This is a genomic window from Streptacidiphilus rugosus AM-16, assembly GCF_000744655.1.
Taxonomy (GTDB): domain Bacteria; phylum Actinomycetota; class Actinomycetes; order Streptomycetales; family Streptomycetaceae; genus Streptacidiphilus; species Streptacidiphilus rugosus.
Genome location: NZ_JQMJ01000004.1, coordinates 4,628,003 through 4,652,930, shown reverse-complemented (window position 1 = coordinate 4,652,930; position 24,928 = coordinate 4,628,003). Strand labels below are relative to the sequence as shown.

At 72.5% G+C, this 24,928-nt stretch carries 21 protein-coding genes and 1 pseudogene; 12 read left to right on the top strand and 10 right to left on the bottom strand.

Going from position 1 to position 24,928, the window contains the following annotated elements:
* Positions 1 to 3: 3 nt before the first annotated feature.
* From BS83_RS30245 to BS83_RS30225, 5 genes are all read left to right on the top strand, one after another.
* Entirely contained in the window at positions 4 to 681 is a 678-nt protein-coding gene (locus tag BS83_RS30245; protein ID WP_084714333.1) for a transglycosylase SLT domain-containing protein, read from the top strand.
* A gap of 62 nt (positions 682 to 743) precedes the next feature.
* Positions 744 to 1,418: a PadR family transcriptional regulator gene (locus tag BS83_RS30240; protein WP_037606602.1), complete on the top strand. Its 675-nt coding sequence runs from the start codon at positions 744 to 746 to the stop codon at positions 1,416 to 1,418.
* Positions 1,419 to 1,637: 219 nt separating this feature from the next.
* Positions 1,638 to 2,714 (top strand): ATP-binding cassette domain-containing protein, encoded by a 1,077-nt coding sequence (locus BS83_RS30235; RefSeq protein ID WP_084714330.1) that lies wholly within the window; start codon positions 1,638 to 1,640, stop codon positions 2,712 to 2,714.
* The gene (locus BS83_RS30230; RefSeq protein WP_037606601.1) at positions 2,711 to 3,508 is read left to right on the top strand and encodes an ABC transporter permease; all 798 of its coding nucleotides are present in this window, start codon (positions 2,711 to 2,713) and stop codon (positions 3,506 to 3,508) included. The genes BS83_RS30235 and BS83_RS30230 overlap by 4 nt, the downstream gene beginning before the upstream one ends.
* 37 nt (positions 3,509 to 3,545) lie before the next feature.
* Complete coding sequence (locus tag BS83_RS30225) at positions 3,546 to 4,163, top strand: TetR/AcrR family transcriptional regulator (RefSeq protein ID WP_037606599.1); 618 nt, start codon at positions 3,546 to 3,548, stop codon at positions 4,161 to 4,163.
* A 184-nt stretch (positions 4,164 to 4,347) separates the two neighbouring features.
* Here the strand turns inward: BS83_RS30225 and BS83_RS30220 are convergent, their stop codons facing one another.
* A complete protein-coding gene (locus BS83_RS30220) occupies positions 4,348 to 5,079 on the bottom strand; it encodes an SDR family oxidoreductase (protein WP_037606598.1) in 732 nt (243 codons plus the stop codon).
* Positions 5,080 to 5,197: 118 nt separating this feature from the next.
* Between BS83_RS30220 and BS83_RS30215 the strand changes: the two genes are divergently transcribed.
* A complete protein-coding gene (locus tag BS83_RS30215; protein ID WP_037606597.1) occupies positions 5,198 to 5,686 on the top strand; it encodes an RrF2 family transcriptional regulator in 489 nt (162 codons plus the stop codon).
* Here the strand turns inward: BS83_RS30215 and BS83_RS30210 are convergent.
* On the bottom strand, positions 5,683 to 6,987 hold the full coding sequence (locus BS83_RS30210) for a multidrug effflux MFS transporter (protein ID WP_232248521.1): 1,305 nt from the start codon (positions 6,985 to 6,987) through the stop codon (positions 5,683 to 5,685). The two genes, BS83_RS30215 and BS83_RS30210, sit on opposite strands and share 4 nt — an antisense overlap.
* A 247-nt stretch (positions 6,988 to 7,234) precedes the next feature.
* Here BS83_RS30210 and BS83_RS30205 point away from each other — a divergent pair, with 247 nt between their 5' ends.
* On the top strand, positions 7,235 to 9,292 hold the full coding sequence (locus BS83_RS30205; protein ID WP_037606595.1) for a phosphocholine-specific phospholipase C: 2,058 nt from the start codon (positions 7,235 to 7,237) through the stop codon (positions 9,290 to 9,292).
* Here BS83_RS30205 and BS83_RS30200 read toward each other — a convergent pair whose 3' ends face one another.
* The gene (locus tag BS83_RS30200; RefSeq protein WP_037606593.1) at positions 9,293 to 10,774 is read right to left on the bottom strand and encodes an MFS transporter; all 1,482 of its coding nucleotides are present in this window, start codon (positions 10,772 to 10,774) and stop codon (positions 9,293 to 9,295) included.
* Between the two features lie 251 nt (positions 10,775 to 11,025).
* Here BS83_RS30200 and BS83_RS44385 point away from each other — a divergent pair, with 251 nt between their 5' ends.
* Both BS83_RS44385 and BS83_RS30190 read left to right on the top strand, forming a co-directional pair.
* On the top strand, positions 11,026 to 11,457 hold the full coding sequence (locus BS83_RS44385; RefSeq protein WP_051944343.1) for an ATP-binding protein: 432 nt from the start codon (positions 11,026 to 11,028) through the stop codon (positions 11,455 to 11,457).
* Positions 11,424 to 12,599: a PP2C family protein-serine/threonine phosphatase gene (locus BS83_RS30190; protein ID WP_051944342.1), complete on the top strand. Its 1,176-nt coding sequence runs from the start codon at positions 11,424 to 11,426 to the stop codon at positions 12,597 to 12,599. The genes BS83_RS44385 and BS83_RS30190 overlap by 34 nt, the downstream gene beginning before the upstream one ends.
* Here the strand turns inward: BS83_RS30190 and BS83_RS30185 are convergent.
* The 4 genes from BS83_RS30185 to BS83_RS30170 form a co-directional block, all read right to left on the bottom strand.
* Positions 12,589 to 14,649 (bottom strand): phosphocholine-specific phospholipase C, encoded by a 2,061-nt coding sequence (locus BS83_RS30185; protein ID WP_037606592.1) that lies wholly within the window; start codon positions 14,647 to 14,649, stop codon positions 12,589 to 12,591. The two genes, BS83_RS30190 and BS83_RS30185, sit on opposite strands and share 11 nt — an antisense overlap.
* Positions 14,650 to 14,798: 149 nt before the next feature.
* Positions 14,799 to 16,097, bottom strand: coding sequence for an ATP-binding protein (locus BS83_RS30180; RefSeq protein WP_037606590.1), 1,299 nt, complete (start codon positions 16,095 to 16,097; stop codon positions 14,799 to 14,801).
* Positions 16,098 to 16,543: 446 nt separating this feature from the next.
* Positions 16,544 to 16,834: a hypothetical protein gene (locus BS83_RS30175; protein WP_037606586.1), complete on the bottom strand. Its 291-nt coding sequence runs from the start codon at positions 16,832 to 16,834 to the stop codon at positions 16,544 to 16,546.
* A gap of 47 nt (positions 16,835 to 16,881) precedes the next feature.
* Positions 16,882 to 17,277, bottom strand: coding sequence for a hypothetical protein (locus tag BS83_RS30170; protein WP_037606585.1), 396 nt, complete (start codon positions 17,275 to 17,277; stop codon positions 16,882 to 16,884).
* Between the two features lie 326 nt (positions 17,278 to 17,603).
* Between BS83_RS30170 and BS83_RS30165 the strand changes: the two genes are divergently transcribed.
* Together BS83_RS30165 and BS83_RS30160 are read left to right on the top strand one after the other, a co-directional pair.
* Positions 17,604 to 17,987, top strand: coding sequence for a VOC family protein (locus BS83_RS30165; RefSeq protein WP_037606583.1), 384 nt, complete (start codon positions 17,604 to 17,606; stop codon positions 17,985 to 17,987).
* A gap of 223 nt (positions 17,988 to 18,210) precedes the next feature.
* Positions 18,211 to 19,712 (top strand): annotated as a pseudogene (locus BS83_RS30160) (hydrolase).
* A 57-nt stretch (positions 19,713 to 19,769) separates the two neighbouring features.
* On the opposite strand, the gene BS83_RS30155 reads toward BS83_RS30160, so the two are convergent.
* From BS83_RS30155 to BS83_RS30145, 3 genes are all read right to left on the bottom strand, one after another.
* Positions 19,770 to 20,534, bottom strand: coding sequence for a 4'-phosphopantetheinyl transferase family protein (locus BS83_RS30155; protein ID WP_084714324.1), 765 nt, complete (start codon positions 20,532 to 20,534; stop codon positions 19,770 to 19,772).
* Positions 20,518 to 22,287, bottom strand: coding sequence for an acyl-CoA dehydrogenase family protein (locus tag BS83_RS30150; RefSeq protein ID WP_051944341.1), 1,770 nt, complete (start codon positions 22,285 to 22,287; stop codon positions 20,518 to 20,520). Before BS83_RS30150 ends, BS83_RS30155 begins: the two co-directional genes overlap by 17 nt.
* A gap of 76 nt (positions 22,288 to 22,363) precedes the next feature.
* Positions 22,364 to 23,398, bottom strand: coding sequence for a ferritin-like domain-containing protein (locus BS83_RS30145; protein ID WP_051944340.1), 1,035 nt, complete (start codon positions 23,396 to 23,398; stop codon positions 22,364 to 22,366).
* 223 nt (positions 23,399 to 23,621) lie between these two features.
* Here BS83_RS30145 and BS83_RS30140 point away from each other — a divergent pair, with 223 nt between their 5' ends.
* A complete protein-coding gene (locus BS83_RS30140) occupies positions 23,622 to 24,911 on the top strand; it encodes an MFS transporter (RefSeq protein ID WP_051944339.1) in 1,290 nt (429 codons plus the stop codon).
* Positions 24,912 to 24,928: the final 17 nt, after the last annotated feature.

The following is a 24,928-nucleotide window of genomic DNA, read 5'->3' as shown; positions in this document are numbered from 1 at the left end:
GCTGTGGCGCGTTCCTCCCGGGCCTGGTGGCTGGTCCTTCCGGTGGCGGGGCTGCTGGTCTGGGGGGTCTCCCAGGGCCGGAGCACGCACGGTTCGGGGCCGGCCGCCGCCGGCTCGCCGAGCGGTCACGGTTCCGCCCCGGCCTCGGCGCCGCCGTCCCCCGAGCCGTCCGGCAGCGGCGGCTGGTACACCGGCAGCTACGACCCGGCCCAGTTCGCCGCCCAGGTGCGGGAGCGGGCCGGGCAGGCGGGCGTCGATCCGCAGCTGGTCATGGCGGTGCTCTACAACGAGGACTACAAGCCGCACGATCCTGCGTTCGAGCGGTCCTGGCTCAAGCTCAAGCCGACCGCGGCGCTCGGCGTCGCCAACATGCACGAGGCGACCTTCGACGAGGTGAAGCAGGGCCGGTCGTTCGCCTCGCGCTCCTGGCTGGAGCTTCCCGACGACCCGGACCTCGCGATCGAGGCCGAGGCCTGGTACCTGCACGAGCTGGCCGCGCAGCTGCCCGCGCACCGCGCCGCCTCGCTGACCAAGGACCAGCTGCTGGCTCTCGGCTACAACACCGGTCCCGGCAACATGCGGGCCTTCGCCCGCGGCGTCGCGCTCGGACCGCAGGCGCGGCAGTACCTCGAGACCCTCGACGCGAACTGGGACAAGGCTGGGAAGGCTATCGCGATATAGCGTATTGACACGCGCTATACCCGCGGTCATATACTCGGCTACGAGTAAGGAGGTGGCGCGGCGTGGCGAGCAAGGCCGGTGGCGCCAGGCGCAAGCTGAGCAATCCGCTTGCCCTGGCCGTGCTCTCGCTCTGCGACGAGCGTCCGCGACATCCCTACGAGATGTCACAGGTGCTGCGCCAGCGTGGCAAGCAGGGCAGCATCAAGATCAATTTTGGTTCGCTCTACACCGTCGTCCAGAACCTGGAACGGCACGGCTTCATCGAGGCCGCGGGCACCGAGCGCGACGGCCGCAGGCCCGAGCGCACGGTCTACGGCCTCACCGACGCCGGGCGCGCCGAGTTGCACGACTGGCTGTCGGAGCTGCTCAGCGTCCCGGTCAAGGAGTATCCGCAGTTCGAGGCCGGCCTCTCGCTGGCGGGCAGTTTCCCGCCGGAGGAGGTCGTCGCGCTGCTGCGGAAGCGGCTGCTGGCGCTGGACGAGAGCGTGTCGGCGCAGGCCACCGTCCTGGAGGAGTGCGTCGCCGTGCTCCCTCGGGTCTTCCTGATCGAGGCCGAGTACGCCCTGGCCATGCAGCGCGCCGAACGCGCGTGGCTGGCCGGGCTGATCAAGGAGATGGAGACGGAGACGCTCAGCGGGATCGCCGCCTGGCGTGAGTACCACGCCACCGGCCGACCGCCGCAGGAGTGGACGGATCTCGAGGCGAAGGCGGCGGACCTGCCGCGGCCGCAGTACTGAGAGCCGGGAGAGAGCCGGAGAACCAGCAGCACACAACAACACGCACAACAGAAGAGGGCCCCCGCCGGTGCGGCAACACCGATGGGGGCCGGGACCTCGCGACCGGCCTGCGGCAACAGGATTCGGTTGCTACGAGGATCACGCAGACCCATCGTAGCCCGGATCCCCCGTCGTAGATCGGCAGCATCAAGCCGTCACGACCGGAGGGAACTCCCCGTCATGAACATCGAGACCAGGACGCCGTCGCCGCGCGCCGTCCGCGACCCGGGCGCCGGCGAGGGCGCGGCGGTGCACGCCGTCGACCTCGTCAAGACCTATCACCCCAAGGGGCGTGGCAGGACCGCGCCCGAGGGCGTCCGCGCGCTGGACGGGCTCAGCATCACCGTCGAGCCCGGCGTCGTCTTCGGGCTGCTCGGCCCGAACGGCGCGGGCAAGTCCACCACCGTCAAGATCCTGACCACGCTGGCCGCCGCCGACTCCGGCACGGCACGGGTGGCCGGGTTCGACGTGGCCCGCGAGCACGCGAAGGTGCGGCGCGCCATCGGCGTCGTCGCCCAGCGCTCCGGCGCGGACCCGGTGGCCACCGGACGGGACAACCTGCTGCTCCAGGGCCGCCTCTACGGCATGGGCGGCGCACAGTTGGCCCGCAGGGTGGACGAGCTGCTCGCCCGCTTCGACCTCACCGACGCCGGGGGGCGCCAGGTGAAGACGTACTCGGGCGGCATGCTGCGCCGCCTGGACGTGGCGATAGGGCTGGTCCACCGCCCGCAGGTGCTCTTCCTCGACGAGCCGACCACCGGCCTGGACCCGGAGGCCCGCACCGCGATGTGGGAGGAGATCGAGCGGCTGGCCGGGGCGGAGGGCCTGACCATCCTGCTCACCACCCACTACCTGGAGGAGGCCGACAAGCTCGCCGCCCGCCTCGCCATCGTGGACCGCGGCCGGATCGTCGCCGAGGGCACCCCGGACGCGCTCAAGGGCGAACTGCACGGTGACGCCCTGGCGGTGGAGCTGGCCCGGCCGGCGTCGGACGAGCTGCCGCTCATCGGGGCGCTCGGCACGGTTCCCGGCCTCAGGGACATCGCCGTCGACGGCCGCAGGCTCACCGCACGCGCGGACGACGGAGCCGCCGCGGTCCCCGCGGCCCTGGCCGCGCTCGACCGGATCGGCGCGGGCGTCGCCGCCGTCACCGTCTCCCGTCCCTCCCTGGACGACGTCTACCTCCGCTACGCCGGGCGCAGCTTCGCGGCCGCCGAGAACGTCGTTCAGCACGCCGCCGAAGGAGCGTCCCGATGAGCATCGCCGTCCCCGCGCCCTCCGCGGCGCTCCGCGAGACCTGGTTCATGACGCAGCGCCAGTTCATGGCGTTCCTGCGGCAGCCCGCGTACCTGATCATCACGCTGATCCAGCCGGTGATCTGGCTCTTCCTGTTCGGCGGGCTCTTCCGCAAGGTCGTCGAGATCCCCGGCTTCGGCTCCGGCAGCTACCTCGACTACCTGGTCCCCGGCGTGATCGTGATGAGCGCGGTCTCCTCGAACATGTGGGCCGGCATGGGCACCCTGGAGGAGATCGAGCGCGGCACGCTCAACCGCTTCCTGATCACGCCGGTGCACCGCAGCGCGATCATGAACGCGAACGTGCTGATGCAGGCGCTGACCACGGCCTTCCAGTCGGTCGTCATCGTGCTGCTCGGCTGGGTCGGCGGCGCGCACTATCCCGGCGGGGCGGTCGGGCTGCTGGTCCTGGTGGTGGCCGCGTCGGTGCTGGGCATGGTCTTCGGCGCCTTCTCCAACGCACTGGGCATGCTGGTGCGGGAGCGGGAGTCGATCATCGGTATCAACTCCTTCCTGCTGCTGCCGCTGACCTTCCTCTCCTCGTCCTTCATGGCCACCGCCCTGATGCCGCACTGGATGCAGGTCGTGGCCCGGTTCAACCCGGTCAACTGGGCGTTGGAGACGGGCCGGGCGGCGATGGCCGCGCACGCCGACTGGTGGTCCGTGCTCAGCCACGGCAGTTGGCTGCTGATGCTGGCGGTGGGCGCGATCTGGCTCTCCATGCGGACCTTCCGCTCGTACCAGAAGTCGGTCTGACGTCACCTTTCCGCGCGGCGGGCGGCAGAATCGGGGTGTGCCCCATGCCCCGTTCTCCGCCCGCACCCGCTACCACCACGGCGACCTCGCCAACGCCCTCGGCCGCGAGGCGGTCGGCCTCGCCCGCGAGGGCGGCCCCGAGGCGGTGGTCCTGCGCGAGGCCGCCCGCCGTGCGGGCGTCTCCGCGGCGGCGGCCTACCGGCACTTCTCCTCCCACGAGGACCTGCTGCGCGTCGCGAAGGAACGCGGCCACGAGCTGCTGGCCGAGGCGCTGGACGCGGCGCTGGCCGGCGCGCCCGCGGACCCGCGCGAGCGACTGCGTGCGCTGGGCACGGCCTATGTGGGCTTCGCCCAGGCCGAACCGGGCCTCTTCCGTACCGCGTTCTGCCACGGCGCGCGGGAGCTGGCCGTGGGCCCGGACGCCCTGGGGGAGTACCGGGCCTTCCAGATCGTCGCCTCCGCGCTGGACGCGCTGCGCGCGGCGGGTCTGATGCCGCCGGAGCGCCGCGCCGGCGCGGAGTTCCCCGCGTGGGCCGCGCTGCACGGACTCGCCGTCCTGGCCATCGACGGCCCCCTCGCCGCCTGCGGCCCGGAGGAGTTCGAGGCGGTCCTCGCCTCCACCCTCGACCTCGTCGAACGCGGCCTGACGCACTGAGATTGCTGCGTGCTCCCGCAGGTCGTTGCACCACCTCAGGGGCGCGGGGCTCCGCTGACATGCGCCTCCGCCGCGCGGGCGCGACAAGCCACCGGCATGCGGATGGTCCTCAGCGCGCAGGGCCATCTGCACCGGGTGGTTGCTCGCGCAGTTCCTCGCGCCCCTAGCGGGTTGCCGCGTCCTGTCAGCCGGCCAGCCAGTCCTGGTAGCGGGTCGGTGCGACGCGGGCGTTCGGGCCGGGGGTGAGGGCGTCGCCCTGGACCGCGGCGAAGAGGCCGGCCTGGGCGTCGACGACGACGGGGCGGTGGTCGCCGCGCGCGGCCAGCGTCACGCGGCCGATCTCGTCGAGGGTGAACCTTTCGGGGCCGGCGGTCTCGAGGATCCCGCCGAGCGGCGTGCCCGTGGTCACGTCGGCGAGCGCGGCGACGACGTCGCGGCTCGCGATCGGCTGGACCGGCGTCGCAGGCAGCCGGACCGCGGTCTCGTCGGAGGTCCAGGACATGGTCGGCTCCATGAACTCGAAGAACTGGGTGGCGCGCACGATCGACCACGGCGTCGGACCGCCGCGCAGCAGCTCCTCCTGGAGCGCCTTGCCGCGGTAGTAGTCCAGGGCGGGGACCTGGTCCACGCCGACGATGGAGAGAAGCACCTGGTGGCCCACGCCGGCCCGCTCGCCCGCGGCCAGCAGATGGCCGACCGTGGTGCGGAAGAACGGGATCGACTGCTCGTCGAAGGTGGGGGAGTTGGTCACGTTCACCACGGCCTCCGCGCCGGCGAGCGCGGTGTCGAGGCCGGTGCCGGTGAGCAGGTCGACGCCGGAGGACAGCGACGCGGCGGTCACCTCGTGGCCTCGCGCGGTGAGCTCGGTGGCGAGCTGGGAGCCGATGAGTCCGGTGCCGATGACGGTGATCTTCATGGTGCGCCTTCCTTCATGAGTCGAGCCCCCCCCTGCAAACTCGGACAACTTATATCCGAGATGATACTCGGATAGTCTTTGTCCGAGTCAAGTGGGCGAGTGGACGCGTGGAGGTGGCATGAAGCTGTCCGGTGGCGTGGAGTGGGCGCTGCACTGCTGTGTGGTGCTGACCGCGGCCGGGGATCCGGTCCCCGCGGCCCGGCTGGCGGCGCTGCACGACGTGTCGCCGAGCTACCTGGCCAAGCAGATGCAGGCGCTGTCGCGCGCGGGCCTGGTGCACTCGGTCCAGGGCAAGACCGGCGGCTACGTCCTCACCAGGAGGCCCGAGGAGGTGACCCTGCTGGACGTGGTGCAGGCCGTCGACGGGGCGAGTCCCGCGTTCGTCTGCACCGAGATCCGGCAGCGCGGACCGCTCGGCACCCCGCCGGAGCAGTGCACGCGGCAGTGCCCCGTCGCCCGGGCGATGGGCGCGGCCGACGCGGCGTGGCGTGCCTCGCTGGCCGCCGTCACGATCGCCGACCTCGCCGCCTCAGTCGCGGGCGACAGCGGCCCCGAGGCGCTGCCCGCGGTCGGCGCCTGGCTGAACGCGGGCCCGGGCGATCGCTAACCCGCCGTGGAGCTCGTGCGCTGGACGGGCAGCGGGACAGGGGCGCAGGCCGCGCGCCTGCCCACGAGAGCGACGTGAACGAGCGCGGCGGCGAGCGCGAAGGAGGCCGCCACGACGGCCATCGGCAGCGCGGTCCCGCTGCCGCCGAGGCCGACCAGCGGGGCCGCCAGGCCGCCGACGCCGTACTGCAGCAGGCCGACCAGGGCCGAGGCCGCGCCGATCCTGCCCGGGTGCCCGTCCATGGCGCGGGCCGTCGAGTTGGGGCCGATCAGCCCGATGCTGGAGACCAGGGCGAAGAGGCCCGCCAGCACGCCCGGCAGGCCGAGGCCGAAGAGCACCGAGGCGAGCAGGCCGAGTCCGCCGGAGGCGCTCAGCAGCAGGCCGGTGCGCAGCAGCGTCTCGACCGCGAAGCGGCGCAGCAGCAGGCGGTTGAGCTGGCCGAGCAGCACGATGCCCAGCGCGTTGCCGCCGAAGACGAAGCTGAAGGTCTGCGCGTTCAGTCCGTAGACGCTCTGCAGCACGAACGAGGAGCCGGATATGTAGGCGAACATCGCCGCCAGGGCGAAGCCGCCGCAGAGGGCGTAGCCGACGAAGGCCCGGTCGCGGAGCAGCGCCCCCATGCCCCGCAGGGTCTCGCCGAGGCCGCCGCGTCGACGTCCGGCGGGCGGCAGGGTCTCGCGGAGGCCGAAGGCCGCGGCGGTCAGCAGCAGGCAGCCGATCAGCGCCAGTGCGACGAAGACCCCGCGCCAGTCGGTGAAGCGCAGCAGTTGTCCGCCGATCACCGGCGCCAGGATCGGGGCGGTGCCGTTGACCAGCATCAGGGCGGAGAAGAAGCGGGCGGCGGCGACACCCTGGTGCAGGTCGGAGACCACGGCGCGGGAGATCACGATGCCCGCGCCGCCCGCCAGCCCCTGGACGATCCGTAGGGCGGTCAGCGTCTCGACGGACGGCGCGAAGGCGCAGAGCACGGACGCCAGCGCATAGGCGGCCAGGCCGATCAGCAGCGGCCTGCGTCGCCCCCAGGCGTCGGCCATGGGGCCGGCCACGAGCTGGCCGAGAGCGAGGCCGATCAGGCAGCTGGTGAGCGTGAGCTGCACGGCGGCGTCGGACACGTGGAAGCCGGAGGCCAGCTGCGGCAGGCCGGGGAGGTACATGTCGAGACTGAGCGGACCGAAGGCGGAGAGCGAGCCGAGGATCAGCAGCAGCCGGAGCCCACCGGCGCGGGAGGACGCGGCGTCGGCCTCGCGTCGGGGCGGTACGGCCTCGGTCGAGGTGCCGGCGGCGGAGGCGGCGGAGTCCACGTCGGAAGGCTCCCTGCGGGTCGGTGCGGTCGCTCGAAGGCACAACACTACCTTCCTCGGAAGGTATTCCGATCGCGCGGGGGTGGAGCTGCGGACGGGGGTGGGGGAGCAGAACATCACAAACTGATAACGAGTCTGGTCCAAACAGTAGGCTCCGCTTCATGTCCCTGCCACCTTGGGCGGGGGCTCAGGACACTTGCGCGCCCCATAGTCCCCACGTCGAACTCTCTCGCTCCGGAGGACTCTCGTGGCGCCCGTCACCCGTCGTACCTTCCTCGGTTCCGCCGCCGCGCTCGGCGCGGCCCTGGGCCTGGAGTCCCTGCCCGGCAGCGCACCGCGCGCCGAGGCGGCGACCACCGGCACGATCACCGACGTCAAGCACGTCGTCGTGCTGATGCAGGAGAACCGCAGCTTCGACCACTACTTCGGCATGCTGAAGGGCGTGCGCGGGTTCGGCGACCGCGCCACCGTCCAGCTGTCCGGGGGCTACAGCGTCTTCAACCAGCCCAACGGCAGCGGACGCCAGTACCCGTGGCAGATGAGCGCGACCGCCCCCGCCTCGGGGCAGACCGGGGAGACCATCGCCCAGTGCGACGGCTCGCTCGACCACTCCTGGTCCACGCAGCACAAGGCGTGGAACAACGGCAAGATGGACTCCTGGGTCTCCGCCAAGGGCACCAACCGCACGATGGGCTACCTCTCGCGCGGCGACATCCCCTTCCACTACGCGCTGGCCGACGCGTACACCATCTGCGACGCGTACCACTGCTCGATCCTGTCCGCGACCGGCCCGAACCGCACCTACCTGTGGTCGGGTTGGATCGACCCGGCAGGCACCGCGGGCGGTGCGGCCTACGACGGCGGCTCCGAGTCCGGCCTCTCCTGGCAGACCTACGCCGAGGCGCTGCAGAACGCCGGCGTGAGCTGGAAGGTCTACCAGAACGCGAACGACAACTTCGGCGACAACGGCCTGGCCTACTTCAAGCAGTTCACCGGCGCCGCCACCGGCAGCCCGCTCTACCAGCGGGGCATGGGCTCGGTGCCGTCCACCGGCTCCACCCCCGACGACATCGCCGCCGCCATCAAGGCCGACGCGCTCGCGGGCACCCTGCCGCAGGTCTCCTGGGTGGTCGCCAACCAGGCCTTCTCCGAGCACCCGGACGGCCCGCCGAACGACGGCGCGCACTTCGTCAACCTGGTGATCCAGGCGCTCGCCGCCGACTCGGCCACCTTCGACTCGACCGTGCTGTTCCTCAACTACGACGAGAACGACGGCTTCTTCGACCACGTGCCGCCGCCGGCCGCACCCTCCGGCACCGCCGCCGAGTTCTACTCCGGCACCAACATCGGCCTGGGCTTCCGGGTCCCGATGATCATCGCCTCGCCGTGGACCCGTGGCGGCTTCGTCGACTCCCAGGTCTACGACCACACCTCGGTCATCCGCTTCCTGGAGACCTGGACCGCCGCGCTGGGCACCCCGGCCGTCTGCCCCAACATCTCCGCCTGGCGCCGCCAGGTCTGCGGCGACCTCACCGACGCGTTCGACTTCGCCAACCCGGTCTACGGCCTGCCCTCACTGCCCGCCACCGGCGCCGTCTTCGGCCAGTCCAACTGCGACCCGCTGCCCAACCCCGCGCCGACGAACAACGCCCTGCCCGTGCAGGAGTCCGGCACGAAGCCCGCCCGGGCGCTGCCCTACCAGCCGAACGCGTGGGTCGACCACATCGAGTTCGACTCGGGCGGCAAGACGCTGGTCTGGATCAAGATGGCCAACCAGGGCGCCCAGGCCACCGCCTACGCGCACTACTCCATCTACGCCAACGCCTACCGCACCGGCGGCCCCTGGCAGTACACCGTCGCACCGTCGAGCAACGGGACCGACGGCACGGCCACCGACTTCTTCAACGTCGGCACCAACTACGGCGCCGGCAAGTACGACCTCACCTGCGTCGGCCCCAACCGCTTCCTGCGCCGCTTCACCGGCAACACCACGGCGGCGGGCAAGTCCTGCGAGGCGACCACGAGTTACGCGGTGGCTCCGAGCACCGGCAAGGAGGCGCTGTACGTCAACATGACCAACACCGGAACCAGCGCCGTCACCTTCACCATCACCTCGAACAACTACCGCACCGACGGGCCCTGGACCTACCAGGTCGCCGCCGGGACGACGGTCTCCGACTACTTCAACGCCGTCGCCTACCAGAACGGCTGGTACGACTTCACGGTCACCGTCAGCGGCGACTCCAGCTGGAGCCGCCGCGTCACCGGCCACATCGAGACCGGCAGCGCGAGCGTCAGCGGCTGATCAGGCGCTGCCGCCGCCCTGACGCGGCGGCGCGTCCAGGCCACAGCTGTGCTGCGGCGCTTCCTCCTCGGTCTCCGGCCGCTTCGCGCGGACGGGATTGCGGATAAGCGCCGCGGCCAGCAGGCCGCTGAGCACGCACAGCGCGCCCGAGATCAGCGAGGCGCGGTGGAATCCCGCGGAGAACTCGGCGGGATGCAGGTACGCGGAGCCCGTGATCCCGGCCAGGGCGGGGAGCACCGCGACCGCGATCAGCCCGGCGGCGCGGGCGACGTCGTTGTTGACGGCCGAGGCGATCCCGGCGTGCTCGGCCGGGGCGGAGGAGAGCGCGGTGGACGTCAGCGGCGCGACGGTCGCGGCCAGCCCGAGGCCCAGCACCAGCACCGCGGGCAGCACCTCGACGACGTAGGTGCCCGAGCCGTTGACCGCCGTCAGCAGCGCGATGCCCAGGCCGACCAGGCACGGCCCGACGCTCATCTGCAGCCGCGGCCCGATCCGCGCCGCGAGCGCGCCCGAGCGGGCGGAGAACAGCAGCATCATCAGCGTGAGCGGCAGCAGTGAGACGCCGGCCTGCAGCGCGGTGTAGCCGGAGACCTGCTGGAGCTGGATCGGCAGCAGGAACAGCACGCCGCCCAAGGCCCCGTACAGCACGAAGGTCACCACGTTGGTGGCGGTGAACTGCCGCGAGGCGAAGAGCGAGAGCGGCAGCATGGGCGCCGGGGTCCGCCCCTCCCACCAGGCGAACGCGGCCAGCAGCAGCACGCCGCCGACGAGCGCGGCGACCACGCTGCCGCTCTGCCAGCCGCTGGACGGCCCCTCGATCAGGCCGTAGGTGAGGCCGACGAGCCCCAGGGTGACCAGCAGTCCGCCGACGACGTCGATGCGTGCGCCGAGGGACCGCGGATCGCGGGACTCGGGCACGTGCCGCAGGGCCAGCAGCACCACGAGCACGGCGATCGGAAGATTGATCACGAAGATCAGCCGCCAGGAGACGGCCTGCACCAGCCAGCCGCCGAGGAACGGCCCGATGGCGGTGCCGACCCCGCTCAGCCCCGACCACGCCCCGATCGCCCGTGACCGGTCCTCGGGTACGAACGAGGCCTCAAGGATCGCGAGGCTCCCCGGCGTCAGCAGGGCGGCGCCGACGCCCTGCAGCGCACGGGCGCCGATCAGGGTCGGCGCGTTCGGGGCGAGCCCGCAGAGCAGGGAGGCGAGCGCGAACCAGACGACGCCGATCAGGAAGCAGCGTTTGCGGCCGAAGCGGTCGCCGAGCGAGCCGGCCACGAGCAGCAGGCCCGCGAGGGTGAGGGTGTACGCGGTGACCACCCACTGCAGACCGGCCAGGCCGACCCCGAAGTCCCGTCCGATCGCGGGCAGCGCGATCCCGACGACGGTCGCGTCGATCGACGCCAGCGCGGACCCCAGCACGGTGGCCGCGAGCACCCACCGCCCGGGCCCGCTGGAAAACCGCAGACCGGCAGCCATATCGAAAGCGTAGCGAGACGGGCCTCAAGGGGCGCGAGGAACCGCCCTGGCGACCGGACCTTGGTCCCAGGACGCGGCACACCTTCGGCCGTCGGACGGGCGGCTTTGGGCACGGCCACCCGCGGGGCCGCCCTGCCTAGGCTCGGTGGCAGGGGGAGCGGCGTCGGCGAGGTGGTGCCCCGTCGTCGCTCCTCCCCGAGCTCGACACCGAATCCCGCACCGCCGACACCCGTCATGCCGAGGGGAACGAGATGAACGCGCACGCCCGCACGTCGGCCGCGATCCTGCGGCTGCCCCGTCACGCGCGCGCCGCCTCACAGGCCCGTCACACCGTCGCCGCGCTCGCCGCCTCGCACGACCAGGACGTCGCCGACCGGGGACAGCTGCTGGTCACCGAGGCGGTCGCCAACGCCGTCGAGCACACGATCGGCACGCAGGTCACCGTCGAGCTCGCGGTCGACGGCAGCACAGGGACCATGTACTGCGCCGTCTTCGACACCGACCCCCGGGCCCGGCTGCCCGAACCCCGCATCGTGGCGGAGCTCCCGCCGTGGGACGAGAAGGCCGAGATCGCCGAGTCGGGGCGGGGGCTGGACCTGATCAGGGCGCTCAGCGACGAGTGGGGCTGCGAGCGGGAGGAGGACGGCAAATGGGTGTGGTTCCAGCTCCGTCCAGCCGCCTGACCGCGCATCTCGGTGAGGTCCCGACCCCGCCGAGGTGGGTCAGGGCGCTGCCGTTCGCGCTCGTCGCCGTCGGCCTGGCGCTGCAGGCCACGCCGGCGAACTACTTCGCCATCGGCTTCCTCTTCATCGCGCTGCCGGCCTTCGCCGCGTTCTCCAGCAGGCCGCGGGTCATCTGGCCGATGGCCGTGGTCTCGTTGGCGCTGCAGGTGCTCGTCGCGCTTCCCGAGGGCCACGCCGCCGAGCAGCACCACCTGATGGCCTACGCGGTCACCGGCATGGTCGCCGTGGTCTCGGCCGCCCTGGCGCGGCAGCGCCGTCGGCAGTTCCGCGACCTCGTCGCGGCCAGGTCCGTCGCGGAGGCACTTCAGCACACCCTGCTGCGGCCGGTGCCCGAGCGCGTCGGCGAGCTGCGGACCGCGGCGCTCTACCGGCCGGCCGAGGACGGCACGCCGATCAGCGGCGACCTGTACGACCTGGCCATGACGCCGTTCGGCTGCCGGGCGCTGGTCGGCGACGTGCGTGGCAAGGGTCTGACGGCGGTGGAGACGGTCTCGGCCGTGTTGAGCGCCTTCCGCGAGGCCGCGCACGAGTGCGGCGACCTCGCGGAGGTCGCCGCCCGGATGGACCGGCGGCTGCTGCGCGAGGCCGCCCTGACGGGCGACGGGGAGCTCTTCGCCACCGCGATCCTGGTCCAGTACGACCCCGACGGCGGGCTCACCGTCGTCAACCGGGGCCACCTGGACCCGCTGCTGGTCGCGGACGGCGCGGTCAGGAAGCTGCGCACGCCCGCCGCGCTCCCGCTCGGCTTCGGCGACCTGGGCGACCCGGGCGACCCGGGCGACCTGGGCGACGCCGCTGTGCCGGGCGCCGGCCCCGGCGCCCCGGGCGGGGCCGAGGCCGGCGCCGCGATCCGGCACCGGCTCCGCCCCGAGGAGGTCGTGCTCCTCTACACCGACGGCGCGAGCGAGGCCCGCGACACCGAGGGCCGCTTCTACCCGTTGCGCTCGCGCCTGGCGGAGCGGTTCCCCGCCGGCGCGCCGGAGTGCTCCCCGGCGAAGGTCGTCGCCTTCCTCGGCGACGACCTCGCCGCGTACTCCGAGCGCCGGCAGGACGACCTCGCCCTGATGGCGATCAGCCGCTGACGCTCGCGCCGCCGGTCTCGATGTGGCCGGTCGCCCGGCGGCTCCAGCTCGAGTCCCCGCTGACCGTGACGGTGAAGTCGTACCAGCCGTTGCTGTACGCCACCGCGTTGAAGTAGTCGGAGACCGTCGCCCCGGCGCCGACCTGGTAGGTCCAGGGGCCGTCGGTGCGGTAGTTGGTCGAGGTGATGGTGAAGGTCACCGCGCTGGAGCCGGTGTTGGTCATGGTGAACCAGACGGCCTCCTTGCCGGTGTTGGGCGCCGGCGCGTAGGACGTGGTGGCCTCGCAGCTCTTGCCGGCGGTGGTCGCGTTGCCGGTGAAGCGGCGCAGGAAGCGGTTCGGTCCGAGGCAGGTGAGGTCGTACGCCCCGTCGCCGAAACCGGTGCCGATGTTGAAGAAGTCGGTGGCCGTGCCGTCGGTCCCGTTGCTCGACGGTGCGACGGTGTACTGCCAGGGGCCGCCGGTGCGGTAGGCGTTGGCGTAGATGGAGTAGTGCGCGTAGGCGGTGGCCTGGGCGCCCTGGTTGGCCATGTCGATCCAGAGCAGGGTCTTGCCGTTGGCGTCGTACTCGATCCGGTCCACCCAGGCGTTGGGCTGGTACGGCAGCGCGCGGGCGGGCCTGGTGCCGGACTCCTGCACGGGCAGGGAGTTGGTGCCGGGTGCCGGGTTGATCTGCAGGTTGGCGGTGGCCTGGCTGATGGTGGCGCTGGTGTCGGGGAGCGAGGGCAGCCCGTAGACCGGGTTGGCGAAGTCGAACGCGCCGGTGAGGTCGCCGCAGACCTGGCGGCGCCAGGTGGAGATGTTGGGGCAGGCCGCCGGGGTGCCGATGGCCGCGGTCCAGGTCTCCAGGAACCGCAGCACGGAGGTGTGGTCGTAGACCTGGGAGTCGACCCAGCCGCCGCGGGTCCACGGCGAGACGATGATCATCGGGACCCGGAAGCCCAGGCCGATGTTGGTGCCGGAGTAGAACTCCCCGGCCGTGCCGGACGGCGCGACGGGCGGCGGGACGTGGTCGAAGAAGCCGTCGTTCTCGTCGTAGTTGAGGAACAGCACCGTCGAGTTGAAGACGTCAGGGTTGGCGGCCAGCGCCTGGATCACCAGGTTGACGAAGTGCGCGCCGTTCTCCGGCGGCCCGTCCGGGTGCTCGGAGAACAGCTGGTTCGAGACGACCCAGCTGACCTGCGGCAGGGTGCCGGCCAGCGCGTCGGCCTTGATGGCGGCGGCGATGTCGTCGGGGGTGGAGCCGGTGGACGGCACCGAGCCCATGCCGTGCTGGGCCAGCGGGCTGCCGGACGCCGCGCTGGTGAACTGGTTGAAGTAGGCCAGTGCGTTGTCGCCGTAGTTGTCGCTCGCGTTCTGGTAGACCCGCCAGCTCATCCCGGCGTTCTGCAGGGCCTCGGCGTAGGTCTGCCACTTGAGCCCGGACTCCGAGCCGCCGTCGTAGGCGGGGCCGCCGGCCGCGCCGGAGGGGTCGATCTGACCGGACCACAGGTAGGTGCGGTTCGGGCCGGTCGCCGACAGGATCGAGCAGTGGTACGCGTCGCAGATGGTGTAGTTGTCGGCGAGCGCGTAGTGGAACGGGATGTCGTTGCGGGCCATGAACCCGAGGGTGCGCACCGAGTTCTTGGCGGAGACCCAGTTGTCCATCTTGCCGTTGTTCCAGGCCGAGTGCTGCGTCGACCAGGAGTGGTCCAGGGAGCCGTCGCACTGCGCCAGCTGCTCCTTGCTGACCCCCCACCACCAGGTGCTGGTGGCACTGAGCTGCCACGGGTACTGGCGTCCGCTGCCGTTGGGCTGGTTGAAGACGCTGTTTCCGCCCGACAGCTGGACGGTGGCGCGGTCGCCGAAGCCGCGCACGCCCTTCAGCATGCCGAAGTAGTGGTCGAAGCTGCGGTTCTCCTGCATCAGCACGACGACGTGCTTGACGTCGGTGATGGTGCCGGTGGTCGCCGCCGACGCGCGGGCGGCTGTGCCTGGCAGGGACTCCAGCCCGAGCGCCGCGCCGAGCGCGGCGGCGGAACCGAGAAACGTACGACGAGTGACGGGCGCCACTGAGGCCTCCGGAACGAGAGACGCAACTCCAACCCAGGGAATCTCGACCAGTCAGATGACAACCGGCCGGTAACAAAGTGGCAGCGGGGTGAAACAAAGCGAACGCTTGGACCAGACTCGTTACCAAACAGTAACTGTCGCCCCACCGCTCACAGCCGGGCGTGGGAGCCGATGTCGGCGCGGAAGGCCTCGACCATCGCGGTGGTGACGGTGGGTCGGCTGGCGGCGATCGCGTCCAGATAGTCGGCCGTGCTCGCCCCGGCCTCCGCGTCGTCCCGCTCGAACGCGGTCTGCGCAGCCAGCCGCGCGGCGTGCTCGATGTCGGCGGGGGAGAAGCGCTCGCTCGCCGCGACGAGCGCGGCCACGTCCACGTCGGTCCGGCCGAGCGCGGGCGCGTAGCGGGACCAGATCGCCGCGCGCGCGGCGTCGTCCGGGGTGCCGATCGGGATGACGTAGTCGAAGCGGCCGGTGCGCAGGAACGCGGGATCGATCGAGCGCACCGAGTTGGTCGCGCAGACCAGCAGCCTGCCGTCGCGCTCGCGGAAGCCCGGGATCAGCTTGAGCAGTTCGTTGGTCACCCCGTGCATGGCGTGCAGGCCGCCCCCGGCCGCGCCCGCGCCGCCCGCCCCGGCCTCGCCGCGCACCGGGGCGATCTCCTCGACCTCGTCGATGAAGACCAGCACCCGTTCCAGTTCGCCGATCCGGTGGAACGCGCTGCGCAGCGCCGCGGCCAGATTGCCCTCGTCGGCCAGTCGGGAGGGCAGCAGCTCGACGAAGGGCCAGCCGAGGCGGGAGGCGATGGCGCGGGCGAAGGTGGTCTTGCCGGTGCCGGGCGGCCCGAAGAGGGTGATCGCACGCGGCGGCCTCACCCCGTGCCGGGCGGCGCGCTCCGGCTCGGCGAGCGGCAGCACGATCCGGCGCTCGATCAGGTCCTTCTCCGCGGTCATCCCGGCGACCTGGTGCCAGAGGTCCCCGCTCAGCACCCGTCCGCCGAGCTCCTCCAGCGAGCCCGCCGCGGAGCCGGCGGCCGGCTCGGTCTTCTCGAAGTACGCGGCGGCCGGACGGCGTTCGTAGCCGGCATTGCGCAGCCCCTCGCCGAGCAGCTCCTCCTCGGGCAGCACGTAGGCGATCCGGCGCACCCGCGCGTCCACCAGCCGCCGCTCCAGCTCGCGCAGCAGCGCGCTCGGCAGGCCGCGGCCGCGCCAGGCGGGGGCGATCGCGATCCGCATCACCCAGGCGCGCTCGCCGCCGCCCGCGACCTGCGCCAGCGCGGCCCCGATCGGCATGCCGTCGTGCACGGCCACCACGGCGGGCTGCCGCGAGGTCAGCGCGGCGATGCACTCGGCCAGCGAGAACACGGACTCCTGGCCGAGTCCGGCCGTGCTGTCGATCAGGTGGACGACGGCGGCCAGGTCGTCCTCGCGGTAGTCGTGGATGAGCCAGTTCACGGGGCTGCCCTCTTCTCCTCGGGGTTCCGGCGACCCTAGGAGCAGCCCGTGCGCCGCGTCCCGCGCCGCTTCGGACAACTAGGCGCGCACGACCGTACGCCGTTGCGGCTTGCGCCCCGCCCGACCGCGGCCACGGGCGCACGGTCCCGGGGCGGGGAACTGACAGACCATCCCCGCCTCCGGCCGCGACGCGCCACGAGCAGCGGTATCGGCGCGTCATCGGCCCAGCCTGCCCGGGCGCGGGCCGCATGGTGGGAGATCCTCGCGCCCGCGTCCCTTCCGCGCCCGTGGGCGCAGGTCCGTGCGGGCCCCGTGCCCGCCATGTCGAGGTGACGCGGGCTCTGCACGCCCGGCCGTGCACCTCCACCCCGTCCCGGCCGAGACCGGCCAGGGCGCCCGCCCGTGGCGCTCGCGCGGTTCTCCGCGCGCTCGGCGCGGGGCTCAGCTCAGCCGCGTGGCGGGCGGGCGGCGAAGTGGCGCAGGCCCTGGAGCAGCGCGGCGCGCGGCCCCGGGTCGAGGGCCCAGGACCACGGCGGCGGCTCGGTCTCGCCGCGCAGCAAGCAGTGGCAGGCCAGGGCGTAGCCGAGCTCCGTCTCGGTGAGGTAGCCGACCTTGGAACCGCCGTTTCTGCCGGCGGCGCCCAGCATCCGGTCGGTCAGGTCACCCATGGGAAGGGCAGTCCAGTGCTGGTCCGCCCTGGTGAAGCGTTCGGCGCCGTTGGCGGTGAAGACGCCCATGCCGAGGAAGACGGTCAGCAGATCGGTCAGGCGCTCGTCGCGCCGGTTCAGAGACCGTGCCGTGGCTCGCCCATCAGGCGTTTGTGGGCCAGCTCGTGGGCGATGACCCCGGCCAGGCGCGCCGGATCGCCCGCCTCCCGCAGGTCGAGCCGGATCCGGTTGACGCCGCCCGCCTTCTGGTAGGTCCCGACGGCGTGCCGCTTCGTGGCGGCCGTGCCCTCCGGCGTCCGAAAGAAGCCGACTTGGACGGAGTCGGGCTCCACGCACATCACCAGGCAGACCCGTACCACCAGTTGTCGGATCTTCGCCTCGCTGCCGTCGTAGTCGACCGGATAGAAGCTCGGCTCGGGGAGCGCGACCCGCCGCTTGGCCGTGTCCCGGCCGAACTCCTTGACGCACCACCACATCCACTTCTCGGTCCAGGCCCGCTTCTCGTCGGGCACCGGGCAGCGGCCCGGCCGGGGGTCGCGCGCCCACGGCTTGGGCGCCCCCGTGCCCCCTCGGCGGCGGCTGCCGCGGCCTCCCGCGCGCGCCGACGCCGCCGCGCCTCGTCCTCCGGTGTGGTGTTCCACCAGTCCCGGAATCCGTCCGTCCAGCCACCCGTCATGACGCCCCCCGTCAGGACAACCGGGCGAGGCCCGGTTGTCCCCGCCCCCTCACCGGATTCTGCCCGCCGCGGCCGGGGCGGTACCCCGGAGTCGCCCTCGCACGGTGTCGGTGTGAACTAGCGTCGGGGATGCTTCCCCACCGTCCGCAGGAGGACCGACCGTTGAGCTCCCTCGTCCACAGCATCACCTTCGACGCCGGCGACGCCTACACGCTGGCCGGCTTCTGGTCCGTCGTCACCGGCTGGCCGCTCGGGGCCGACGACTTCCCCGGCGACCCCGCGGCCTGCCTCGCCCCGCCGGACGGGAACGGGCCCCGGCTGCTCTTCATCACCGTTCCCGAGGGCAAGAGCGCCAAGAACCGCGTCCACCTCGACCTCGTGCCCGCCGACCGGACCCGCGACGAGGAGGTCGGCCGCCTTCTCGCCCTCGGCGCGACCCTCCACGAGGACCACCGCCGCCCCGACGGCACCGGTTGGGTCACCCTGCTGGACCCGGACGGCAACGAGCTCTGCGTCGAGCGCAGCCAGGCCGAGCGAACCGCCTGATCCCCGGACGCCCCTGCGGCCGGTCCACGGGAGGACCAAGCCCTGACGAAGCCCTGACGAGGAATCGCCCGAGTGGCCGTTTTCGCTGCTGGGTGACATGAAATCGTCAAGGAATCTTCACCTCCGGCACCTGTCCGGGTTTCGGTCTACGCGCGAATACTCGAACTCCACGCGCGGATACCCCTGTCCGTCGCGTCGTCAACTCCCCATGGAGGCAACACTCATGACGAGTGTTCGTTCGAGTCGGCGGCTGACAGCCGTACTGGCCGCAGGCGCCACGATCGCATCTGGGCTGCTGGGTCTGGCCGTTCTCTCCCCGACGGCCCACGCCGCGGCCACCGCCGCCCCCTACAAGGTGCTCTTCGACGCGGCGCACGCGCAGACCGCGGGCAACGCCGACTGGATCATCAGCAAGAGCGAGCCCGACCCGCTCGGCGAGAACAGCAACCCCTCGGCCGAGACCGACTGGACCGGTGCGCTCTCCTCCTGGGGCGTGGCCCTGCAGCAGACCGGCTCCTACAGCCTCAAGACGCTGCCGGCCGGCAACTCCTTCAGCTACGGGACCGGCGCGAGCCTGGACCTGAGCAACTTCAACGCCGTGGTGATCGACGAGCCGAACATCGTCTTCTCCGCCGCGGAGAAGACCGCGCTGATGAACTTCGTGAAGAACGGTGGCGGCCTCTTCCTGATCTCCGACCACACCGGCAGCGACCGCAACAACGACGGCTGGGACTCGCCGGCCATCATCAACGACCTGATGACCAACAACACCGTCGACAGCAGCGACCCCTTCGGTTTCTCGGTGGACCTGCTCAACATCGTCAAGGACACCCCGAAGGCGATCACCGACGCCACCAGCCCGATTCTCCACGGCGGCTTCGGCACGGTGACCGGCAGCAACATCTACAACGGCACCACCTTCACCCTGAAGCCGGCCGACAACCCGGCCGTCAAGGGCCTGCTCTACCGCACCGGCTACAGCGGCAACACCGGCGCCTTCTTCGTGACCAGCAGCTACGGCAGCGGCAGAGTGGCCATCTGGGGTGACAGCTCCCCGGCGGACGACGGCACCGGAGAGTCGGGCCACACGCTGGAGGACGGCTGGAACGACCCCACCGGCACGAACGCGCCCCTGGCGCTGAACGCGACGGCGTGGCTCGCGGGCGCCACCGGCACCGGCTCCACCCCCACGCCGACCCGACCCCGACCGGGACGCCGACCCCGACGCCCACGCCGACCGGCTCCTGCACCTCCGCGCAGCTCCTCGGCAACAACGGCTTCGAGAGCGGCTCCATCGCCCCGTGGGCCGTGGACAACTCCAGCATCCTCTACAGCGGCAGCAGTGAGCCCGCCCGCACCGGCAGCTACGACGCCTGGCTCGACGGTTACGGCACGGCCACCACGGACACGCTGGCCCAGTCCGTCGCCCTGCCCGCCGGCTGCTCGACCTACAACTTCAGCTTCTACCTGCACACCGACACCGCCGAGACCACGACGACCACGGCCTACGACACCCTCAAGGTCCAGGTGCTGAACAGCTCGGGCACCGTGCTCTCGACCCTCGCCACCTACTCCAACCTCAACCACGCCACCGGCTACCAGCAGCACAGCTTCAGCCTCGCCGCCTACGCCGGACAGAACGTCACGCTCAAGTTCACCGGCACGGAGGACAGCGTGAAGCAGACCTCCTTCGTGGTCGACGACACCGCGGTCAACGTCGGCTGAGCCACCGACCGACGAACGGGGCGGGGCGGTCGAACGACCGCCCCGCCCCGTGTTTCCTCAGGCCTCCCGGGAAGCCGGCGCCACCGCGGCGAGGAGGCCGCGGGGGCAGGGGACGTCGTGGAGGGTCCAGCCGGGCAGCGGGGAGGGTGGGGGCCCGGTGCCGGTGCCGACGTAGTCGCGGTCCAGGGGGCGCGCCAGGCCGGTACCCAGACCCTTGAGCAGGGCCTCCTTGCGCACCCACGCCCGAGTCAGCGCCCGCGGGCGGTCGGACGGCGGGAGGGACGCCAACTCGGCCTGCTCGGCCGGATGCAGACGCCGGGAGAGCGCGGGCACGGCCGAGGCGCGGGGCACGGCCTCGAGGTCCACGCCGACCGGCACGGCGGCGAAGGCCAGCAGGGTCAGCCCGTCCGCCCGGGACAGCGAGAAGTGGAGCGCCCCGGTGACCGGGCGGGGACGGCCGTGCGGGCCGCCGCAGAGCGGGCAGGCCTCGTGGCCCAGGCGGACCCGGGCCGGAGGCGTCGCGGTGTAGCGGCCGAGGAGCCGGCGCAGGGCGGCGTGGCCGGCCAGGTAGGCGCGGCGGGCGGCGGGAAGGCGCAGTTCCGCCGCCTGGGCGCGTTCTGCGGCGTCGAGCAGCGCGAGGTCGCCCTCGCGCGTGTCGTCCGCGTCGACGAGCCAGAGCTGCGGCGGGTCGCCGGGGCCGGGCGGACGCAGCGGGCCCGTTCCCAGGGAGGCGTCGTGCCGTCGCGGGGTCGGCCACGTGCCGGATGCGCCGCGGTCGGCGTCGCACCCGGCCGTGCCCTGCGGCTCAGCGACCGCCGTCACCGGCGGTGTCCGCACCGTCGGGGCCCGCGGCGGGGAGCGGCAGGAACCGGTCCACGCCGAACCAGCCGGGAGCCTCGGCGTCGGTCATCGCCTTCTCGAAGCCGGTCAGATGGGCCTGGCTGAGCTCGACGCCCGGCTGCAGGCGGCCCAGCAGCCGCTGGAGCACCAGGATCAGCCAGCCAGGATCGGAGACGCGGCCGTCGGCGCCCGTGTTGTGCAGCCAGGTCAGCACGCACGACGCGGCGGCGTGGTGGACGCAGTGCTCGGCCGCGTCCCGCTGGGCCCGGACCGAGGCGGCGTCCGGGGCGTTCGCGGCCAGACCCCGGTAGAAGTCCCCCCTGCGGGCCGTGAGCGCGGTGACGACGCCGGTCAGCTCGCGGCTGTCGGCCGGGTCGGCGCACTCCTGCGCGCGACGGTTCACCTCGGCCGCCGCCTCGCTCCAGGAGCGGGTGATCTCGTCCTCGGTGGCATTGGTGAGCTGCAGCCTGTTGCCGTCAGGCTGCCACTGCGGGGCGTCCTGCGAGCGGTCGAAGAGGGTGCGCAGCACCGCCGCCCCGTTCGGCATCGGCTGTCCGGCCACGGCCGCGACGCGCGGCAGCTGGGCCGCGATCGCGTGCAGGTTGACGTGGGTGGTGCCCTCGAAGACGCTGGCGATCGCGTGGTCGCGCTGCAGCTTCTGGAACACGCCGTGGGCGACGCCCTCGGCGAGGTAGCTCCGGGCACCGAGCACCCGGCCCACGTCCCCGACCACCTCCTCGCCCAGCACCGGGACCAGGTACTTCACCACCGAGGACCACAGGCTGAGCCGTGAGGGCGCCACGGACAGCGAGCGGGCCACCGGCAGCGCGGTGCACTCGGCGATCAGCAGGTCCAGATGTGCGCCGGTCAGCAGCTCGTTGATGACCGGCAGCCGCAGGATCGGCGCGCCGTAGAGGATCCGGTCCCGGGCGTGGCGCATCCCGATCCGCAGTGCGGCGTCCATGGTGCCGAGCGACAGCGCGCCGATCGCGGTGCGGGTGATCTGCAGGGCCTTGAGCACCTCCACCAGCCCGGCGCCGCGACGCCCGAGCACCGCGTCGGCGGGCACGCGTGCGTCGTGGAAGTCGATGCCGCTGAGGTCGTGGCCGCGCAGGCCGAGCGTGCGGACGAACGGACGGTTGGTCCAACTGCCCTCCGCCAGATACTCCTTGTCGACCAGCACCAGGCTCTGCCCACGGCCGGGCAGCTGCGCGTAGACGGTGACGAAGCGGGCCCGGGTGGCGTTGCCGACCGGCCACTTGCCGCCGGTCAGCGCCAGCTCGCCGCTGCCGTCGGCGTCCGCCGCGACCGTCTCGTTGGCCTGCAGGTCGCTGCCGTGGTCGGGCTCGGAGACGGCGAAGCAGGCCAACTCCCCCGACAGCAGCCCGTCGGCGACGCGGCGGCGCTGCTCCTCGCTGCCCCAGAGCCAGACCGGGTTCACCCCGAGCAGCGCCGAGCCGAACATCACCGCGACCGTCAGGTTGCGCCGCGACATGCTGCGGGTGACCGCGAAGACCTCCTCCAGACTGCCCAGCCTGCCGCCCAGGGCGCGCGGCACCATGAAGGCGTGGAAGCCCCACTCCCTGGCCTTCGCCACGGCGTCGGCCGGCAGTTCGCCGCGCTCCTCGTGCTCGACGATCGCGGCGTAGCCGAAGGGGCCCGGCGAGCTCGTCGGGTCGCCGAGGAACCGCTCCAGATCGGCGACGGTCCGGCTCACGGACTGCGGGTGGGACATGGCAACTCTCCTCAGGCGGTCACGGTCGCGGTGCGGAAGGGCGGGGCCCGTCGGGAACCGTCGGGGCGCGGCGGGCTCAGGCGACGGTGCGGAACACCTCGGGCCTGGCCAGCCGCTCGCTCAGGAACAGGTCCCGCAGTTTCGGGGTGAGCAGGCCCAACTGCCGCAGCACGTGGATCACCTGCTGGAAGAGCAGCTGCCGGTAGCCGAACATCATCGGGTCGTGGAAGGCGAAGTGGATGCCCTTCTCGACGTCCAGGTCCAGCCGTTCCCACACCTCGCGGATCAGGAACCGGCGGGACATCAGGTGGACCGCCTCCAGCAGGAACGCCTCCCGCTCCGCCAGCTCGGCGGAGGTCATCTGCCCGTACATGCCGCCCAGCGCGACGACGCCGAAGCCGACGTGCCTGGCCTCGTCCTTGGCGATCATGCGGGTGATCGAGGTGATGATCGGGTCGCCGAAGCCGCTGCTGGCCAGCCGGGTGGCGGCCAGCGCCAGGCCCTCCACGATCACCTGCATGCCCAGGTAGACCACGTCCCAGCGGGACTCCGACAGCAGCTCCACCAGCAGCGCCCGCAGCCCCGGGTTGACGGGGTAGGTCACCTGCAGCTTGGTGTCGATGTACTGGGCGTACGCCTCCACGTGCCGGGCCTCGTCGGCGACCTGGGAGGCCGCGTACACCTTGGACTCCAGGTCGGGAACCGTCTCCACCAGGCGGGCCGTGGTCACCAGCGCCCCCTGTTCGCCGTGCAGGAACTGGTTGACCATCCAGGCCTGGTACTCCCAGCGGAACGCGGTGAGCATCGACGGCGGCACCGGACTGTCGTTGCCGACCACGAAGGAGGCCACGCCGGCGCCGTTCGCGCCGCTGAACTCCTCACCGAAGCGCACGTCGTGGGACCAGTCGATATCGGTGGCGGCGTTCCACTGGGCGGCCTTGTTCTTCTCGTACAGGCTCCACACCCGGTTGTCGCGGGCGCCGTAGTTCCAGTTGAGGCAGCTCTTGATGGTGGCGTCGACCGCCATGAGGTGCTCGCGGGTGCGGTCCAGTGTGAACAGCGGCGAGGTGTTCTCCTGGGCCTCTCCGGCCGTGGCGTCCTGGGCGGTCATGCGGACGCGCTCCCTTCGTGGCGTGCTGCGCGGGTCGTGATGACGCCTCAGCCTCCGTGCTCCGGGGGGCCGCTGGACAGGACGAAGCCGGGCAAGTGAGCGGCAAAAGGGGTTGCCGGTCGGCTTGCCTGGGAGCCCGCCTCGGCCCGTGGTCGAATGACCGCGCCGTGGCCCGGAGCCGTGGCCCGCCCTCCGCCGCCCAGCTGATCCAGGTGATCCAGTCGTGAGTGAGAACGCCGTGCCGCCCCCCGCCGCCTCGCTGTGGCGCAACCGGGACTACATGAGCTGGTGGACCAGCGAGACCGTCTCGGCCGTCGGCACGAGCATGTCCACCATCGCGTTTCCGCTGGTCGTGCTCTACGCCGACGGCTCCGCGGCGCACGCGGGCGTCATCGCCGCCACCGGGATGGTCGGCCTGCTGCTGACCACCCTGTGGGGCGGCGCGCTCGCCGACCGGGTCAGCCGGAAGGCGCTGATGCTCGTCGGCCCGCTGGTGCAGGCGCTGGCCATGGCCGCGGCCGCGCTGCTGATCCACGGGCACCACACGAACGTCGCCCTGCTCGCCGCCACCGCGGGCGTCGGCGGACTGGCCGCGGGGGTCGCCAAGGGCGCCACCACACCGGCGCTGCGCAGGATCGTGCCCAAGGAGCAGCTGAGCCAGGCCACCGGCCAGGAGCTGGGCCGGGACATGGTGGCGGAGCTGATCGGGGCTCCGCTGGGCGGTGTGCTGTTCTCGGTGGCCCGCTGGTTCCCGTTCGCCGCGGACGCCGTCTCGTTCCTGGTCGCGGCCGTGGGCGCGGCGTCGATCAGGCGCCCGCTGGGACCGGACCGCGGGGACGAGGAGCGGGCCGGCGTGCTCGCCGACATCCGCGAGGGTTTCCGCTATGTGCGCAGCCAGCCGTTCCTGCGCTTCGTGGTCGTCTGGGCCTCGTTGCTGAACATGCTCGCCCAGGCCTTCGTGCTGGTCTTCATCGCGCTGGTGCGGCACCGCGGCGGCGGGCCGGTCGCGGTCGGCACGGTCAACTCGATCGCGCTGATCGGCGGCGTGGCCGGATCGGTGCTCGGGCCGCTGCTGCAGTCCAGGCTCCGCGCCACCACGGTGCTGCGGGCCGGCATCTGGGGCTTCGCGGCCTCCTTCGCCGTGGTCGCCGTGGTGCCGTCCTGGTGGGAGATCGGCGTGGTCCTGGCCTTCGCGATGGTGGCCGTCGTCCCGCTCAACGTGGTCGTGGAGACCTATGTGGTGCGGCTGGTGCCGGACGCCCTGAGCGGGCGCGTCGCGGCCGTCAACCGCTTCGGCGCGCAGGGGCTGGCCTGGATCGGACCGCTGCTGGCCGGCGGACTGGCGAGCGGCCTCGGCGCGCCCGGCGCGGCCCTGGCGCTCGCCGGCTTGACCGTGCCGCTCGCGCTGGCCGTGCACCTGACCCGCGCGCTGGGCGTCCTGGACCGGCCCGCCGAGGAGCTCGACGAACTGCCCGAGCTGCTGGTCGAGCAGCCCTTGGTCCCGTCCGAGTAGCCCGGTCCGCGTCACGC